The 16,067-nt window shown below is 68.3% G+C and carries 14 protein-coding genes; 6 read left to right on the forward strand and 8 right to left on the reverse strand.

The window, feature by feature from the left end; all coding sequences use genetic code 11:
- Positions 1-285 precede the first annotated feature (285 nt).
- Complete coding sequence (locus BLV57_RS30825; protein WP_245757582.1) at positions 286-1,860, reverse strand: alpha/beta hydrolase; 1,575 nt, start codon at positions 1,858-1,860, stop codon at positions 286-288.
- 163 nt (positions 1,861-2,023) lie between these two features.
- Here BLV57_RS30825 and BLV57_RS30830 point away from each other — a divergent pair, with 163 nt between their 5' ends.
- Complete coding sequence (locus tag BLV57_RS30830) at positions 2,024-3,016, forward strand: AraC family transcriptional regulator (RefSeq protein WP_176968881.1); 993 nt, start codon at positions 2,024-2,026, stop codon at positions 3,014-3,016.
- Here the strand turns inward: BLV57_RS30830 and BLV57_RS30835 are convergent.
- A complete protein-coding gene (locus BLV57_RS30835; protein WP_091294738.1) occupies positions 3,000-3,362 on the reverse strand; it encodes an STAS domain-containing protein in 363 nt (120 codons plus the stop codon). The genes BLV57_RS30830 and BLV57_RS30835 overlap by 17 nt on opposite strands.
- A 76-nt stretch (positions 3,363-3,438) precedes the next feature.
- Here BLV57_RS30835 and BLV57_RS30840 point away from each other — a divergent pair, with 76 nt between their 5' ends.
- The 4 genes from BLV57_RS30840 to BLV57_RS30855 all read left to right on the forward strand — a co-directional run bounded on the left by BLV57_RS30840 (position 3,439) and on the right by BLV57_RS30855 (position 6,920).
- Positions 3,439-3,981 (forward strand): HdeD family acid-resistance protein, encoded by a 543-nt coding sequence (locus tag BLV57_RS30840; RefSeq protein WP_091294740.1) that lies wholly within the window; start codon positions 3,439-3,441, stop codon positions 3,979-3,981.
- A gap of 181 nt (positions 3,982-4,162) precedes the next feature.
- Positions 4,163-5,329: a macrolide family glycosyltransferase gene (locus tag BLV57_RS30845; protein WP_091294742.1), complete on the forward strand. Its 1,167-nt coding sequence runs from the start codon at positions 4,163-4,165 to the stop codon at positions 5,327-5,329.
- 152 nt (positions 5,330-5,481) lie between these two features.
- Positions 5,482-6,717 (forward strand): cytochrome P450, encoded by a 1,236-nt coding sequence (locus BLV57_RS30850; RefSeq protein ID WP_176968882.1) that lies wholly within the window; start codon positions 5,482-5,484, stop codon positions 6,715-6,717.
- A complete protein-coding gene (locus BLV57_RS30855; RefSeq protein ID WP_342741226.1) occupies positions 6,714-6,920 on the forward strand; it encodes a ferredoxin in 207 nt (68 codons plus the stop codon). The genes BLV57_RS30850 and BLV57_RS30855 overlap by 4 nt, the downstream gene beginning before the upstream one ends.
- 78 nt (positions 6,921-6,998) lie before the next feature.
- On the opposite strand, the gene BLV57_RS30860 is transcribed toward BLV57_RS30855, so the two are convergent.
- Positions 6,999-7,427, reverse strand: a complete 429-nt coding sequence (locus BLV57_RS30860) for a VOC family protein (protein ID WP_143047184.1) — start codon at positions 7,425-7,427, stop codon at positions 6,999-7,001.
- Positions 7,428-7,806: 379 nt separating this feature from the next.
- Between BLV57_RS30860 and BLV57_RS30865 the strand changes: the two genes are divergently transcribed.
- Positions 7,807-8,409 (forward strand): TetR/AcrR family transcriptional regulator, encoded by a 603-nt coding sequence (locus tag BLV57_RS30865; RefSeq protein WP_091294744.1) that lies wholly within the window; start codon positions 7,807-7,809, stop codon positions 8,407-8,409.
- A gap of 393 nt (positions 8,410-8,802) precedes the next feature.
- On the opposite strand, the gene BLV57_RS30870 is transcribed toward BLV57_RS30865, so the two are convergent.
- The 5 genes from BLV57_RS30870 to BLV57_RS30890 form a co-directional block, all read right to left on the reverse strand.
- On the reverse strand, positions 8,803-11,427 hold the full coding sequence (locus BLV57_RS30870) for an AAA family ATPase (protein ID WP_176968883.1): 2,625 nt from the start codon (positions 11,425-11,427) through the stop codon (positions 8,803-8,805).
- Between the two features lie 718 nt (positions 11,428-12,145).
- Positions 12,146-12,415 carry a PqqD family protein gene (locus BLV57_RS30875; RefSeq protein ID WP_091294748.1) on the reverse strand — a complete coding sequence of 90 codons (270 nt, stop codon included), beginning with the start codon at positions 12,413-12,415 and terminating at the stop codon, positions 12,146-12,148.
- Between the two features lie 438 nt (positions 12,416-12,853).
- Entirely contained in the window at positions 12,854-13,597 is a 744-nt protein-coding gene (locus tag BLV57_RS30880) for a thioesterase II family protein (protein WP_091294749.1), read from the reverse strand.
- A gap of 34 nt (positions 13,598-13,631) precedes the next feature.
- On the reverse strand, positions 13,632-13,865 hold the full coding sequence (locus BLV57_RS30885; RefSeq protein WP_091294751.1) for an acyl-CoA carboxylase epsilon subunit: 234 nt from the start codon (positions 13,863-13,865) through the stop codon (positions 13,632-13,634).
- On the reverse strand, positions 13,862-15,457 hold the full coding sequence (locus BLV57_RS30890) for an acyl-CoA carboxylase subunit beta (protein ID WP_091294753.1): 1,596 nt from the start codon (positions 15,455-15,457) through the stop codon (positions 13,862-13,864). The genes BLV57_RS30885 and BLV57_RS30890 overlap by 4 nt, the downstream gene beginning before the upstream one ends.
- Positions 15,458-16,067 lie beyond the last annotated feature (610 nt).

The raw sequence follows: 16,067 nt of genomic DNA on the forward strand, positions 1-16,067 counted from the left end.
GTTCACACTTCTTTCACTGAATCGATAGGAACACAGCGATACGTCTTGTTCACGTTCCGGGTTGTTACGTGAATCGAAACACCGTAATAGTCCACCGGTCAACACGAAAACGCGAAAACTACTCAAGACGCCGATAGGCCGAACGGACGAGCAGTCGCCGACGCCCTGGGCAAGGGCCTAAAGCAGTAAACCCACATACCTGTCAAGCGCCCGAAAACGACTCGGCGCGGGCGTTACGAATTGGATTTCGTAACGCCCGCGCCGAATACTCAGTGTTCGCTACCGCTAACCCACTCGCTGGCCCATGACGGCGTCCGGAGACGCCTGATCGGACACCGAGGACCGGGCCGCGGCCGCCGGCGCGGGCGGCAGCGGGACCGGCAACGGCAGCGGCGCGCACTCGACGTCCGCCGTGCGGCCCGGCTTGCGGGCCGGCAGCGCGCCGGTGAGGAGGTAGTCCGCGATCTTGTCGTCCACGCAGGCGTTCTTGCGCGGGGTGATGGCGTGGCTGGTGCCACCGGGCTCCGCGATCAGCGAAGCGCCGGGGAACCGGCTGCGGACTTCGAGGCTGCCCTCGAACGGCGTTGGCGCGTCGAGCGTCTCGTCGATCATGAGCACGCTCGCGACGCCGCGTCCGTCGACGTGGACCGGCTTGCCCGCCTTCGCGGGCCAGTAGAGGCACGGCGCGTTGAACCAGGCGTTCTGCCAGGTGTAGTACGGCGCCTTCGCGAAGGTCTTCCAGTTGTCGACCTTCCACTGGTGCCAGGACGCGGGCCACTGCACGTCCGTGCACTGCACGGCGAGGTACACCGCGAAGCCGTTGTCGTCGCCGCGGCCGCCGAAGTTCTCGAACAGCGTCTTCATGTTCTGCCAGTCGCCCTTGTTCACGAACCGGGCGAACGCGTCACCCAGCACCGGCCAGCGGAGCTGGTAGTACGCGGCCTGCTGGAAGACGTCGAGCCACTCGTCCGGCCCGACGACACCGCCCGCGGCGTTGAACGACAGCTTCAGCAGCTGCTCGTCGAACACCCGCTTGACCGCCTCCTTGGTCTTGCCGAGGTGGTAGGCGTCGTCGTGCGAGGCGACCCAGCCGAACCAGATGTTCAGGTTCACGTCGAAGGCGACGTCCTGGTTCAGGTTGGCCTGGTACCACACGTTGCGCGGGTCGACCGTCGAGTCGAGGATCATCCGGCGCACGTTCTTCGGGTACGTGGTGCCGTAGACCTGGCCGAGGTAGGTGCCGTACGAGAAGCCGTAGAAGTTGACCTGCTCCGCGCCGAGCGCCTGGCGGATGGAGTCCATGTCCTTGACCGTGTCGGTCGTCTTCATGTTCTCCAGCAAGGCCTTGCTGTTCTTGGCTGCGCAGGCGTCCGCGTAGCCCTTGGACCTGGCGAGCCAGGTCTTCTCCAGCTGCGGCGTGATCGGCAAGTAGTTCGGCCGGTTGTAGTCCATGTAGTTCGGGTCGCACGAGATCGCCGGCTTGCTGGAGCCGACGCCGCGCGGGTCGAAGCCGATCCAGTCGTAGGCGTCGCCCGCGTTCTTCGGGACGCGCGCGCCCCGCGTCGCCAGCAGCAGCCCGGATCCGCCGGGGCCGCCCGGGTTCGTGAGCATGACGCCCTGGTACTGCGCGTCAGGCACCTTGTGCTTGACGCGGCTGACCGCGAGCTGGATCTTCTCCCCCGCGGGCTTGCGGTAGTCGAGCGGCACTTCGAGGTAGCCGCATTCGGCGCCCGCTTTGACGAGGTCCGCGTTGTCACACGGCCCCCAGGCGATGGCGGCCGGTGCCGCGACGGCAGGCGTCGCGACGAGCCCTGAGGCCAGCGTCGCGGCGGCCACCACGGCGAAAACAAGACGTTTCACGAGGTTTCTCCCCACCTGGTGTGTGCTTGGAAGCGGGATGAACCCTAGCCGGGCGGCGACCATACGATCGTCGCGCGCCGCCCTTATATATAGGCGTGAAAAAAGACCTCGCGCCCTGCATCGGTACAGACGCCTTGCCCGAAAGGGATATTCTGGGACGGTCATGACGACTGGGACCGAGGAAGCGTTCACGACGCATGCGATGCTTCGCACGGATGACCTCGACGAGGCACGCGAAGCGTTGACGGCGACGTATCTGCCGGTCGAGGCGCGGTATCTGGGCCGCCCCGGCCCGCTCGGCATGCGGCTCAACGTGCTGCGGCTGGGCGCCTCGACCGCCGGGTTCATCGCGTTCGACCGGGATGTCCGGCTCTCCAGTCCCGAAACCACCGACTACCACATCAATTTCCCGTTGTCGGGGCACGCGGAGTCGACCGCGGACGGGATGGAGCCGGTGTCCGGCACCGTGGCGATGGGCGCGGTGTTCCGGCCGGGGGTGGCCGCCGCGATCCGCTGGGGTGGCGGCTGCGGGCAGGTCTGCCTGAAGTTCCCGCCGCACACCGTCCACTCCGAACTGGAACGGCTGCTCGGCCGTCCGGCGGCGAAACCGGTCGTGTTCCAGCCCGCGCTGGACCTGACCACCACGGCGGGCCAGGCCTGGCTGCGGACGCTGCGGCTGGCGGAGGCCGACTCCCGGCGGCCGGACGGGCTGCTCTCCCATCCGCTGGCGGTGGAGACCGTGAAGTACCTGCTGCTCGACGGACTGCTGCTCGGCCAGCCCAACACCTACTCGGCCGAGCTGCTCGCGCCGCGGCGCCCCGCGCCGAACCGGGCGATCGCCCAAGCGGTCGCACTGCTGGAGGACCAGCCGGAGCAGCCGTGGACCCCGGCGCTGCTCGCCTCGGCGGTCGCGCTCAGCGTGCGGGCGCTGCACGATGGTTTTCAGCGCTGCACGGGGTTTTCCCCGATGAACTACCTGCGCGAGATCCGGCTCGCCCGTGTCAACGCGGAGCTGAGCGCGGCCGCGCCGGGCACCACGGTGACCGGGGCAGCGGGGCGCTGGGGTTTCGTCCACATGGGACGGTTCGCCGAGACCTATCGCGCCAAGTACGGCGAGCTGCCGTCGAAGACGCTGCGGCTCAGCCGAGGGAGGTGACCGCGTCGCCGACCGTGGGATGCACCTCGAACAGATCGAGCCAGCCTGCCGTCTCGAGCCGATCGGTCACCTCGGCGCGGTCGGCGCCGACCAGGCAGCACCCGACACCGAGCTCCCCCGCCGTGCACGCGAGCCGCAGCAGCACCGGCAGGCCGTCCGGCCGCACCGACGTCACCTGCGAGAGATCGAAGATCAGCAGCCGCGGCCTGCGGTCGAGCATGTCGAGCAGGGTCCGGTCGAGCGTGCGGGCGCCATGGCGGCCCAGGTCCCCGCGCAGGGTCAGCACCCAGACGCCGTCACACCTGCGCTCCACGGTCACGCTCAGATCACCCACCAGGCTGAGCATGAGCCGTTCCGCCGGGCGGCACTATCCGCCCGGCGCTAGTTTCTATCCATCGTGCGCGTTCCCGTAGGAGGTTCGGATGCTGGTGCTGGCCAGGGAAACGACCGGAATGCTCATCGCGCGCGGCGTGCTCGCCGTGCTGTTCGGCCTGCTCGCGCTGATCTGGCCGATCGCGACGGTGTTCGGGCTGGCGGTGCTGTTCGCCGTCTACGCCCTCATCGACGGGGTCGGCCTGCTGGTCGCGGCCTTCCGCAAGCAGGTGTCCCCGGCGACGGGGCTGGCGGGCGCGGTCGGCGTGGTGCTGGCGGTGGTGACCGTGGTGTGGCCGGGCATCACCGTGCTGGCGCTGGCGATCATGGCTGGCGCGTGGGCGGTGGTGACCGGCGTCGGCGAGATCGTCACGGCCGTGCGGCTGCGCAAGCAGATCCAGGGCGAGGTGTGGCTGGGGCTCGCGGGCGGGCTTTCGGTGATCGCCGGCCTGGTGATCCTGCTGCAGCCGATCGCGGGCGTGATCGGGATCGCGACGGTGCTGGGCGTGTTCGCGCTGCTGTACGGGATCGCGTTGCTGCTGCTCGGGTACCGCGTGCACAAGCTCACGAAGTCGGCGGGCGCCGCCGTCTGACTTCGCGCCAGCCCGGTTAAACGGGTTGCGGGTGTCGGTAGGGTGGGGTTCATGATCGCTTTCAGCCGCTTGCGCACTGCCTGAGACGGCGTGACTCTTCGGGCCGCCCGCTGTGAGGGCAGGCCCCCGCACTTCTGCGCGCCGTCGGACACCTACTGCTCCGACAGGACGTCAAACCCTTATGCGCCACCATATTTCCATGATCGGCTGCACCGCGCCGTCACACATCTATCCGTCGCTCGCGCTCATCCGTGAGCTCGTCGACCGGGGACACCGGGTCACGTACGCGGTGGGTGAGCGGCTCGCCGGCCTGATCACGCCGACCGGCGCCGAGCCGGTCACGCATCCGTCGCTGCTGCCCGACGGCGAGGCCGACTGGCCGGAGGACGCGGGTGCGGCGATGCGGATCTTCCTCGACGAGAACATCGCCGTGCTGCCGCATCTCACCGAAACCTACGACGACGACCGGCCCGACCTCTTTCTCTATGACATCGGCGGGCTGGCCGCGCCGGTGCTCGGCCACCGCTATGGCGTGCCCGCGGTGCAGCTCTCCCCCACCTATGTCGCCTGGGACGGCTACGAGGAGGAGTTCGCGGAGTTCATCGCCGGGCTGCGGGCGTCGGAGTCCGGCGCCGCCTACTTCAAGGTGTACGGCGAATGGCTCGAGGAGAACGGGATCGACGCCGAGCCGTTCGCCTGGCTCTCGCATCCGGCGAGCGTCCTTTCGCTGATCCCGCGTGCGATGCAGCCGAACGCGGAGCGGGTCGGGCCGCACGTCGAGTTCGTCGGGCCGTGCCTGGATCCGGGCAGGCTCGCCGATCGAAGCTGGTCCGCGCCCGAGGGGGCCAAGGTGCTGCTGGTGTCGTTCGGGACCGCGGTGACCGATCAGCTCGACATCTACCGTGCCTGTATAGAGGGGTTCCGTGACTCGGACTGGCATGTCGTGATGAGCGTCGGGAACAAGATCGACCTCGCCGAGCTCGGGGACGTCCCGGCGAACTTCGAGGTGCACCGGAGTGTGCCGCAGCTGGCGGTGCTCGAGGCGGCGTCGGCGTTCGTCACGCATGCCGGGATGGGTGGCAGCACCGAGTCGTTGTGGTTCGGTGTGCCGACGGTGGCCATCCCGTTCGCGACCGATGGGTTCGGGAACGCGGCCAGGCTCGAGGAGCTGGGCGCCGGCGTCCAGCTGCGGGCCGACCAGGTGACCGCGGCGGCGTTGCGGTCCTCTGTGGACCAGGTCGCGGATGATCCCGCTGTGGCGCAACGGCTTGCCGGACTGCGCCGCGAGGTGCGGGCGAACGGCGGGGTGACCAGGGCCGCGGACGCCGTGGAAGCGCACCTGCGGTGAGTGCTCACCCGGTCGGCGGCTTGCCCAGGGCCGTCGGCCGGGTCCGGCCGGGCGAGGTTAGGGGCGGCTAGGGGTGTGCCACCCCCTGCCGGTGGCCTTAGCGTCACAGCGTAACCACCTTTCTTGCCCTGATCCGGGAAGGTCTTCGTCCCATGACCGAGGTCGTCACCCAGTCCGAAGCCACCGGGACCGAGCAGCCTCCGCTCTTCCCGATGAAGCGCCCCTGCCCGTTCAAGATGCCGGAGGAGTACGCGCGCCTGCGCGCGGAGGAGCCGGTTTCCAAGGTGACGTTGCGGGTGTCCGGCAAACAGGTGTGGATCATCACCAAGGCCGACGACGTCAGGAAGGTGCTCACCGACTCGACGCTGAGCTCCAACTGGAAGGAACCCGGCTACCCGCTGCCGGTCGCCGTGCCCGACGACATCCTGCAGGCGATGGAGCTGCCGCTGGTCGCGATGGACCCGCCCCAGCACACCGTGCGCCGCCGGATGCTGATCCCCGAGTTCACCGCCAAGCGGATGCAGGCGCTGCGGCCGAAGATCGAGAAGATCGTGCACGAGCACATCGACGCGATGCTCGCCAAGGGCGGCCCGGTCGACCTCGTCGAGGAGCTGGCCGTTCCGGTGCCCTCACTGGTCTTCTGCGAGCTGCTGGGTGTGCCGGCCAGCGAGACCGCCTTCTTCCGCAACTACGCCGAGCTGACCACCAACCGCGAGGTCACGCCGATGGAGATCGGTATGGCGCAGCAGGAGATGGAGGCCTACCTCGACAAGCTGGTCACCGACCGCGGCGTCAACCCCAAGGACGATCTGCTGACCAGGCTCGTCGCCCGCAACAACGAAGAGGGCAACCTCGCACACTCCGACGTCGTCGCGCTCGCGCGGGTGCTGCTGTTCGGCGGGTTCGACACGATCGCCAACGTCGTGTCGCTCGGCACGGTCGCGCTGCTGCAGAACCCCGACCAGCTGCAGAAACTCAAGGACGACCCGACGCTCACCGCGAACGCGGTCGGCGAGCTGCTGCGCTTCGCCAGCATCTCCGACCACGCCACCGCGCGCGTGCTGCCGCACGACATCACCGTCTCCGGCGTGACCATCCCGGCGGGCGACGGGATCATCGCGCTCAACGGCTCCGCGAACCGCGACGAGGAGCGTTGGGAGAACCCGGACATGCTCGACGTCTGCCGCGACACCAAGGGGCACGCGTCGTTCGGGCACGGCATCCACCAGTGTCCCGGCGCCAGCCTGGTCAAGGTGGAGCTGGAGATCATCTTCAACGCGCTGTTCTCGCGGATCCCCGGCCTGCGCCTGCACGGCGAGGTGCCGGACTCCGCGTACAAGCATGACGCCTTGATTTTCGGCATGTACGAACTACCGGTGACGTGGTGAGTGTCTTGCGCATCCTCTATGACCGTGAACGCTGTGTCGGCACGGGCTCGTGCGTCTTCGCCGAGCCCGCCGTCTTCGACCAGGACGAGGACGACGGCAGGCTCGTCGTCCTCGACGAGAACCCCGATGAGGACTATCGCCAGGGCGTGCTGGACGCGATCGCGGTCTGCCCGGTCGCTGCCATAGAACTGGCCAAGGACTGAAAACGGCCGGTGCGCGGTTTCCCGCGCACCGGCCGTTCGCCGTTCGCCCCAGCCGAGCCACGACCCGAAAGCTTGCGATCAGTCAGGCGAGCACTGCAGTTCCAGCAGGTTCCCGCCGGGGTCGCGCAGGTAGGCGATCCGGGTGTCCGGCGCCCATTCCGGCCGGTCACGGGCTGGGCTGAGGACGGTCGCGCCGTGCTCCTCGCACAGGCGCTGCGCGCCGTCGACGTCGGCGGTCCGCAGGCACAGCAGCGACGGGTCGCCGACCGTGCCGGCGTTCTCCTGCCCGAGCATGGCCGCCATGATGCCGCGGTCGAGCAGCGCCAGCTGCGGGGTGGCCGTGTTGATGTCCCAGCGTGCGTACGGGCCGTCCTCCACGCCCTTCGCGAGTGTCGATCCGGCCAGCTTCGGCAGAACCGCGTTGTAGAACCGGAAGCAGGCCGCGAAGTTGTCGACGAGCAGCCGGACGTGCACTGTGTCCACCAGGTTGGGGGGTCGCGTGGTCATCCACACTCCTTCAAGACTTCAGCCGGGTAACCGGTGATCTCGATACCGGATAGAATACTTAGTTGGTTACGTTCCGACGGACCGCTTTCACTATTCGGTCAAATCGATGAGTTCCCGGAATGTGTCAACTGTGCGCCAAGGCTAACCGGGCGAACTCGCTGGCCACACCCCTAATATCCCCTAGCCATGCACGTCTTCGCGGCGCTTTTTCCACTCCGCTCACACTGACCGGCGAATCCCTTTACCAACTCTTTAAAATGAGGTCGGACAACGATTTCCGGTTGAACCGAATGGCCTATTCGTAAAGCCGGCGTCCCGGGCGGTCGCGCCGGTCAAGTTCGTTCGGACGTGTGTGTGGTACTTGAGGTAGGGTAAGCGGATGGGACATCGTGAGGATCTGCTCGTAGGAGCCAAGCGCTGCCTGATCGAGAAGGGGTACGCGCGAACCACCGCCAGGGACATCGTGGCGGCTTCCGGCACCAACCTCGCTTCGATCGGCTACCACTTCGGATCCAAGGAAGCACTGCTGAACGAGGCCCTCATGCAGGCCACCGAGGAATGGGGCATGGAGCTCGGCCGCGCGATGGCCGTCGACACCCACCCCGACGCGACCCCGCTGGAGCGGTTCGAGGCCATCTGGGTGCAGGTGGTCGAGCTGTTCGGCACGCACCGGCAGCTCTGGTCCGCCAACTTCGAGATCCTGGCGCAGATCGAGCACGTGCCCGAGGTCCGCACCGCGCTGACCGAGGCGAACAAGCAGGCCCGTCCCGGCCTGGCCGCCATGTTCCAGGGCATCGACGAGGACGAGGACCCCAAGGGCGCCTGGGTGCTCGGCTGCTTCCACCAGGCGCTGCTGACCGGCGTGATGGCCCAGTGGCTGGTCGACCCCGAGACGGCGCCGACCGGGCACGACCTGGCCGAGGCCATGCGCACGATCATGGCGGGCACCTCGCTCGAGCCGAAGTCGGCGGCGACCCCCTAAACCTGACAAACCCGCCCTTTTCCGCGGTCCGTTCACAGGCTCGCCCGCACCGCCGGGCGGGCCTTTTTTCTTTCACCGTTCATCAACGCGACAGATAAAGCCCACTCGGTTCACCGGGTGACCCTTTAGGCACACTTGATGTCTCTCCGGGCACAAGTGTCGTTGTTGCGTGGACAAAATCGTCCCCGCTTTTCGGTGCGAACGTAACGGGGATCGCGAAAACAGTGTTTGAAATCGGGTCGGCGGGGAAGCCCTCGGCCTGACCACGCAGGTGGGTCGTGAGCGTTGCGGGCGGTTCTAACCGCCCGCAACGCTCACGACCCTCGTACGGAAGCCCCCTTCGGAATCGCCGGGATTCCAAAGGGGGCTTCCGTGTTTCCCGGGGAGCGGGCTCTAGGACGCCGTCGTGGCGAGTGCCATCGGCAGTTCGGCGGCGAGTGCGGAACGGGTGGTGACGTTGAGCTTGCGGTAGATCCGGGTCAGATGCTGCTCGACCGTGCTCATGGTGATGAACAGCTGACGGCTGATCTCCCGGTTCGTGTGGCCCTGCGCGGCGAGCGAAGCGACCCGGCGCTCGGCTTCGCTCAGCAGGGACAGGGTTTCGTTGTGGACGACGGACGGGAGCGAGTCGAGCGTCTCGTCGGCGGTCAGCTCGACCTGGCAGCCTGCCGCGATCTCCGAGGCGCGGCGGACCAGGAGGCGGGCCTTGCCGTAGTCGCCGAGGAGGTGGTGGGTGCGGCCGAGTTCGCCGAGCGCGTGGGCGAGCTCGACGAGGTCGCCGCACTCCTGCAGCGCTGGGACCGCCTCGGTGAGGATCTCGACGCGCTCGTGGGGTTCGCTGGCGGCGGCCAGCGCGCGCAGCGAGGTGCCGCGGACGCGGGTGACGTCGCCGGTCGGGAGGCGGAGCTGGGCGGTGATCAGGTCGCGGGCGGTCTGGGTGCGGCCGAGGCGGACGTACACGCGGGCGAGGTCGCCGCGCCACGGGAGGAAGGCCGGGAAGTCGAGGCCCCAGTCCTCCAGCAGCGCGCCGCAGGTGCGGAAATCGGCCAGCGCGGCGTGCAGCCTGCCGGTCGCCAGGTGGAAGCGGCCGCGGGCGTGGAGGAACAGCGGCCAGTAGCGGGTCTCGGTGATGCCGTCCGGGAGCGGGAACTCGAGCAGCTCTTCGGCGGCTTCGAGCTTGTTCATCGCGGTCAGCGCGTACAGGCGGTGCGCCAGCGGTGAGCCGACGGCGACACCCCAGCTCTTGGCAGACATCTCGGTGAGCGCCTGCGCGGCGTGGCGCTCGGCGGCGGCGACATCGCCGTCGCGCAGCGCGATGTGCGAACGGACGTCGGCCAGCGCCGCGGTCCACGCCTTGGCGCGCTGGGCCCGTGCCTGCGCGCCGAGCGTCTCGCACCACTGGCCCGCCTTCGCGGCCGAGCCGGTGTAGATCAGGGTGAATAGGGCCGAAAGGACCGCTTCGAGCGTGGTGTCGCCGACGCGGGCGCTCTGCAGTACCTGCTCGGCCGAGACGACGGCGTCCGGTCCGATGAAGGTGGTGAGGTTGTCGGCGTCCAGCTCGGTCGCGGGGACGGGCTCGTGGTGCTCGCCGGTGGCGCCGCCTTCCAGGACGGTCAGCACCGGCGGGTGCGCGAAGCGGACCCACTTGGCGGTCAGCTCCAGCTCGGCCGCGACGCGGGCGGTGTCCTCGGCGGACTCGCCGTCGCCCAGCAGGCGGCGGCGGACCTCGGCCTGGGCGGCGGGCGAGCGCAGCGGCGCGAGCAGCCGGACGTTGGCCGCCGGGTTGGTCAGGCCCTGGACCCTGGCGAGCATGGCGGTGAGGCCGGCGCGGCGGCGCTCGTCGTCGCAGACCTGCTGGGCGAGCTCGAGGCAGTCGACGGCGCGCAGCACGTCGTCCTCGGCGATGGCGTGGGTGGCGGCCTCCTGCAGCACCTCGACGACCCAGTCCTGCTCGACCGGACCGGCCGAGAGCAGGTGGTCGGCGATGTGCGAGGCGGTGGCGCCCTCGTGGTAGAGCACGGTGGCGGCGCGGACGAACAGCGCGGACTCGCCCTCGTCATCCATCTCGGCCAGCACGGCCGCGCGGAACTCGGGGTGACGGAAGCGGCAGTCGTCGAGCATGCCGGTCGCGTTCAGCGCGGTCAGCGCCTGCGCCACCGCGGCGGGCTCGATCTCCAGCAGCTGCGCCAGCGCGGCTGCCGAGGAGTACTCGCCCAGCACGGCGACACCGCGGGCGACCTCCAGCAGGCGCGGCTCCCAGCGGGTCAGGCAGGTGAGCAGCGCGTGCGTGGCGTGGCGGCCGACGATCAGGTGCGGGCCCGCCTCGGCGCGGGCCAGGTGGTCCTCGATCAGCGCGCGCAGCAGGAACGGGTTGCCGCCGCAGACGGCGTGGAACGAGGTCGCCAGCCGGGCGACCGTCAGCTGGTCCAGCTCGCTCTTGAGCACCTCGGTGACCGCCTTGAGCGACAGCGGGGCGACCGTGACGCGGATGATCTCGCGGGAGCGCATGAGCTCGGCGTAGACCATGGAGTGCACCGAGCGCGGCTGCTGCCACTCGCTCAGCACGATCAGGACGCGGGCGGAGGCGATGCGGCGCTGCAGGTACAGCAGCACGCGCAGGCTCTCGACGTCGGCGTACTGCAGGTCGTCGACCGTCAGCACGACCGTGGTGTGCTGCGCCAGCTCGAGGATGGCGGCGCACAGCTCGGCGGCGTGCTCGGTGAAGGACTCGGGCTTGAGCGCGGCCTCGACGCGGCTCGCGAGGCCGGCGGGCAGCGCGGCGGAGCGGAAGAGCTCCATCGCCAGGCCCAGCGGCAGGCGGTGGTCCGAGGCGGACCCGGCGGCGCTGAACACGACGGCGCCCTCGGCGGCGGCGTGGGCGGCGAAGGCACGCAGCAGCGCGGACTTGCCGGTGCCGCCCGGGCCGCCGACCGCGACGACCCGGCCCTGACGCCGCGCGGCCTGACCGTAGGCGGAGTTCAGGGTCTCCCACTCACTGCCGCGTTCTGCCAGTCGCATCTCAAGTCTCCTCCGCTTGCGCCCTGGAAAACCTGCGCTCCGGGCTGCCGTTCTGGAACCATTAAACGCCATCCGAAACCAATATACAAGCGTCTTACACAGAAAACACGTTGCGTTGTGCGCGACCACAAATCGTGAGGACGCCCGTGACGGTCCGCGCTGTCCGACAGCCGCACAGGACACCGTCTCCGACGCCGACTTCGCGCCGAATTCGCAGCTTGAAGCCCAGATCAACGGCGCGGTCAGATCAAAACCACCCCCTACCAGGGGTCACCATAACCAGACATAGTAGACATATCAGACTAGATGACCGTCTAAGACGTCGGTCTATGTCATGTCTCGCAAACCGTGCGCAACGGATCACAAACGCTTATGACAAGCGTCTAAACATGCGCTCTGGCAATTCTTTAAATAGGCGCGCGCTAACCTTATACAGATTTATCAATAATGGATTTCGGTCAGGCGATCGCGCGGGCCGCGGCGGGGACGCCGAGCGAACCGCAGGTCAGGGCCCACATCCGCGGCAGGCCATGATCGTCACCAGTGAACACACCACGGCCAGGCGGCGGTCATCGGCCACCCATTCGCGCTAAGGGAAGAATGGGGGACGCACCGGCGAGCGGAACAAACCCTTACGGGTCAAGGAGAACGCACCCCGGACGCGACGAAGCGCACGGCGGGTTCGCCGTGCGCTTCGTGATTCGCGGGACAGTAGGGGTCAGACCTCGTTGCGCATGAGACCGGCGTCACGCAGCTCGCCGACCCAGAGGTCCATGTCGGCCTTCATATGATCAGGATGGCGATCCCACAGGGTCGCGAGCATGCGCGCGGCGGCGTCGAGATTGCCGTCGTGCTGCCGCAGCGCGATCCACATCGCGGTGCCCACCCGGCTGCAGCGGAACCGGGCACCACTCTGCTCGGAGAAGAGCTCCAGCTGTCCGTCCGCCATGACGGTGGCCATCAGGCCCGGCTCGGGTCGCACTGGCATCTTCCCCCCTCTCGGGGCGCGGGGACCTCAGGCGGTCCGTTCAGCTCTGATCATACATACGTCTTACACTTGGAACTAGTACGACCGTATGGGAATTTGGGCGCACTTGTCCGGCCAGCTTGGGACTGGCCGTCAGTATTGGTGTTCACGCTCTCCGTACACCAGTACCCCTAGTCGGTGAAGTTCGGCGCGCAGTCGCCCGAACGTGTCGGTTTTCGACATTTCAAGTGCTTTTCCACCCGGTCTGACCAGGACTTTCGCATCCAGTGAGAGGTGAATCTAGTACCGAGTACAGATTTGGCGAATATCTGCGAACGGATCGTCAAACGGTTCTCTTGTATTCATTTGCAGACACTTTTGACTTGGCCGGACGAAAGACGGCGGGCACCCGCGGTCGTCAAGACCATGGGTGCCCGCCGGCCGGTGACACGTGCTGGGTCATGCCTCCTGGACGTGCTTCGAGATCTCCGCCATCACCGCCGGCGCGTGCTCGTTGAGGTAGAAGTGCCCGCCGGTGAAGACCTGCAAACTGAACTCGCCGCGCGTGTGGTTGGCCCAGCCGCGCGCCTCGTCGAGGGTGACCTCCGGGTCGGTGTTGCCGGTGAGCACCAGGATCGGGGTCTTGAGCTTGGGCCCTTCGGCGTAGCGGTAGGTCTCGGCCGCCTTGTAGTCGCTGCGGATCGCCGGGATGCTCATCCGGAGCACCTCCTCGTCGCCGAGGATCGCCGCGTCCGTGCCGCTCATCTTCTTGAGCGTGTTGATGAGCCCGTCGTCGCTGGACTTGTGCACGACCTCGTTCTCACGGTGCATCGACGGCGCGCGGCGGCCGGAGGCGAACAGCCCGAGCGGCACGATGCCGCGAGCTTCGAGGCGCAGCGCGACCTCGAAGGCGATGTTGGCGCCCAGGCTGTGCCCGAACAACGTCACGGGCTTGTCCAGCCAGCCGTTCTCGAGCTCCGCGACGATCGCGTCCGCGAGCAGGCGGACGTCGTCGATCAGCGGCTCGGTGCGGCGGTCCTGCCTGCCGGGGTACTGGATGGCGAGCACGTCGATCTCCGGCGAGAGGGTGCGCGACACCGGGAAGTAGAACGGCGCGGAACCACCCGCGTGGGGGAAGCAGACCAGACGCGTGGCGGCGTCCGGCGCCGGGTGGAAGTTGCGGATCCAGGCACTGCCGGTCATGAGGGTCCCTTTCTCGGTTGCTGCGTTTGGTTCGTCAACGGCTGGTGGCCCAGAACCCGGGCGGGGTGTAGCCGGGGTCGCGCACCCAGCCGGGCGCGCGGCCCGGCTCGGGCGTGGTGCGGCCCGGGATAAAGCCCGCTTTATCCCGCGGAGTAAAGCGGGCTTTATCCCGGGTGGACTGGAGCAGCGCGAGCACGGCGACCGTGGCGGCGGCGATCTCGTGGTCGTCCGGGTTTCCCTTGGTGACGACCAGCAGCGGCGCGCTCATGCCGGCGGGTTCCCGTGCTTGCGCGACGGGAGCCGCGAGTGCTTCGTGCGGAGCATGGCGAGCGCGTCGACCAGGGTCTGGCGGGTGACCGACGGGTCGATCACGTCGTCGACCAGTCCGCGCTCGGCGGCGTAGAACGGGTGCATCAGCTCGTCCTGGTACTCCTGGATCCGGTCCTTGCGTGCGGCCTCGGGGTCTTCCGCGGCGGCGATCTCGCGGCGGAAGACGACGTTGGCCGCGCCCTCGGCGCCCATGACGGCGATTTCGTTGGTGGGCCAGGCGAAGGAGAGGTCCGCGCCGATCGAGCGGGAGTCCATGACGATGTACGCGCCGCCGTAGGCCTTGCGCACGATGAGCTGGATGCGCGGGACGGTGGCGTTGCAGTAGGCGTAGAGCAGCTTGGCGCCGTGGCGGATGATGCCGCCGTGTTCCTGGTCTTTGCCCGGCAGGAAGCCCGGTACGTCGACCATGGTGATCAGCGGGATGCTGAACGAGTCGCACAGCGAAACGAAGCGAGCGGCCTTCTCAGAGGCGTGTATGTCCAACACGCCCGCGTACGAGGCGGGCTGGTTGGCGACGATGCCGACGACGTGGCCGTCGAGCCGGGCGAGGCCGCAGATGATGTTGGTGGCCCAGGAGGCGTGGACCTCGAACAGGTCGCCGTCGTCGATGATCTCCTCGATGACCGCGCGCATGTCGTAGGCCTGGTTGGGATCGGCCGGGACGATGTCCAGCAGCGACTCGCTGCGCCGGTAGGCCGGGTCGTCGGGCTGGACCGCGGGCGGGAGTTCGCGGTTGTTCTGGGGCAGCAGGGAAAGCAGGTGCCTGACCTCTTCGAGGCACTCTTCCTCGGAGTCGTACATGAACCCGGCGGCGCCGGAGACACCCGCGTGGACCTCCGCGCCGCCGAGTTGCTCGTGGGTGATCTCCTCGCCGGTGACGCTGCGGACCACGTCCGGGCCGGTGATGTACATCTGCGCGGAGCCGCGGACCATGAACACGAAGTCGGTCAACGCGGGCGAGTACGTCGCGCCGCCCGCGCACGGGCCGAGCATGACGGAGATCTGCGGGATCACGCCGGAACACCGGACGTTGCGCCGGAAGATGCCGCCGTAGCCGGCGAGCGCGGTGACGCCCTCTTGGATGCGGGCGCCCGCGCCGTCGCTGAGCGAGACGATGGGCGCGCCCGCCGATTCGGCGAGGTCCATGACCTTGTGGATCTTCTCGGCGTGCGCCTCACCCAGCGAGCCGCCGAAGACGCGGAAGTCGTGTGCGTAGACGAAGACGGTGCGGCCGTTGACCAATCCCCAGCCGGTGACGACGCCGTCGCCGTGCGGCTTCTTGTCCTCCAGGCCGAACCCGGTGGCCCGATGCCTGCGGAAGCCCTCGATCTCGCGGAAGGTGTTCTTGTCGAAGAGCAGGTCGAGGCGTTCGCGGACGGTGAGCTTTCCCTTGGCGTGCTGGGCTTCCGTCGCCTTGTTCGACGGACCGGCCTGCGCCGCCTCGCGGGTCAGCTCGAGCTCGACCACGCGTGACCGCAGATCCGGCCGGGGAGTCTTCACCTCGACGCCGAACTCCTCAACAACGGACATCTCGCTCTCCCACTCACGTCCTCGGCTCCAGCCCTGTCTAAAACGATCGTCTGTCTAAATCTTCCTTTCCGGAACCCCTACCCGCCCCCTGCCTTCCCACCCCACCGCCCTGACCAGCCCGGGAGGCGTACGCAGCTGGACGACACCCGTGCACAGACGGACGACACGCGTCCATGAACGGACGACACGCGTACCTGGATGGACGACACGCCCGGGGCGCCAAACCTGACCCGTGATCGTGTCGTCCGTCTGTGCACGCGTGTCGTCCGGCTGTGCACGCGTGTCGTCCGGCTGTGCACGCGTGTCGTCCGTCTGGGTACGGGGGTGGGTGAGCGCGAGTGCGGGACACGGGATACCCGAGTGTTCGACACGACGTACCCGAGCGCGGGACACGAGGTGCCGGAGTGTGGGACACGGCGGGTGGGGCGTGTCCCACACCCGGGTACCGCGTGTCCCACACTCGGGCACCTCGTGTTGCGCAGCCGGGCACCACGTGTTCCACACTCGGGTGGGCCGTGTTCCACGCCCGGGTAGCGCGTGTTGCGCGCTCGGGCACCGCGTGTTGCGCGGGTGGGGGGTGGGGCATGCGGGGGGTGGGGAGTGGGCGAAG

Source organism: Amycolatopsis xylanica (assembly GCF_900107045.1).
Classification (GTDB): Bacteria; Actinomycetota; Actinomycetes; order Mycobacteriales; family Pseudonocardiaceae; genus Amycolatopsis; species Amycolatopsis xylanica.

What these genes read in the sequence shown, in the direction of transcription:
- BLV57_RS30830 (WP_176968881.1), top strand. Translation starts at nt 2,024, where the DNA reads ATGACGACTGGGACCGAGGAAGCGTTCACGACGCATGCGATGCTTCGC.
- BLV57_RS30835 (WP_091294738.1), bottom strand. Translation starts at nt 3,362, where the DNA reads ATGCTCAGCCTGGTGGGTGATCTGAGCGTGACCGTGGAGCGCAGGTGT.
- BLV57_RS30840 (WP_091294740.1), top strand. Translation starts at nt 3,439, where the DNA reads ATGCTGGTGCTGGCCAGGGAAACGACCGGAATGCTCATCGCGCGCGGC.
- BLV57_RS30845 (WP_091294742.1), top strand. Translation starts at nt 4,163, where the DNA reads ATGCGCCACCATATTTCCATGATCGGCTGCACCGCGCCGTCACACATC.
- BLV57_RS30850 (WP_176968882.1), top strand. Translation starts at nt 5,482, where the DNA reads ATGACCGAGGTCGTCACCCAGTCCGAAGCCACCGGGACCGAGCAGCCT.
- BLV57_RS30860 (WP_143047184.1), bottom strand. Translation starts at nt 7,427, where the DNA reads ATGACCACGCGACCCCCCAACCTGGTGGACACAGTGCACGTCCGGCTG.
- BLV57_RS30865 (WP_091294744.1), top strand. Translation starts at nt 7,807, where the DNA reads ATGGGACATCGTGAGGATCTGCTCGTAGGAGCCAAGCGCTGCCTGATC.
- BLV57_RS30870 (WP_176968883.1), bottom strand. Translation starts at nt 11,427, where the DNA reads ATGCGACTGGCAGAACGCGGCAGTGAGTGGGAGACCCTGAACTCCGCC.
- BLV57_RS30875 (WP_091294748.1), bottom strand. Translation starts at nt 12,415, where the DNA reads ATGCCAGTGCGACCCGAGCCGGGCCTGATGGCCACCGTCATGGCGGAC.
- BLV57_RS30880 (WP_091294749.1), bottom strand. Translation starts at nt 13,597, where the DNA reads ATGACCGGCAGTGCCTGGATCCGCAACTTCCACCCGGCGCCGGACGCC.
- BLV57_RS30885 (WP_091294751.1), bottom strand. Translation starts at nt 13,865, where the DNA reads ATGAGCGCGCCGCTGCTGGTCGTCACCAAGGGAAACCCGGACGACCAC.
- BLV57_RS30890 (WP_091294753.1), bottom strand. Translation starts at nt 15,457, where the DNA reads ATGTCCGTTGTTGAGGAGTTCGGCGTCGAGGTGAAGACTCCCCGGCCG.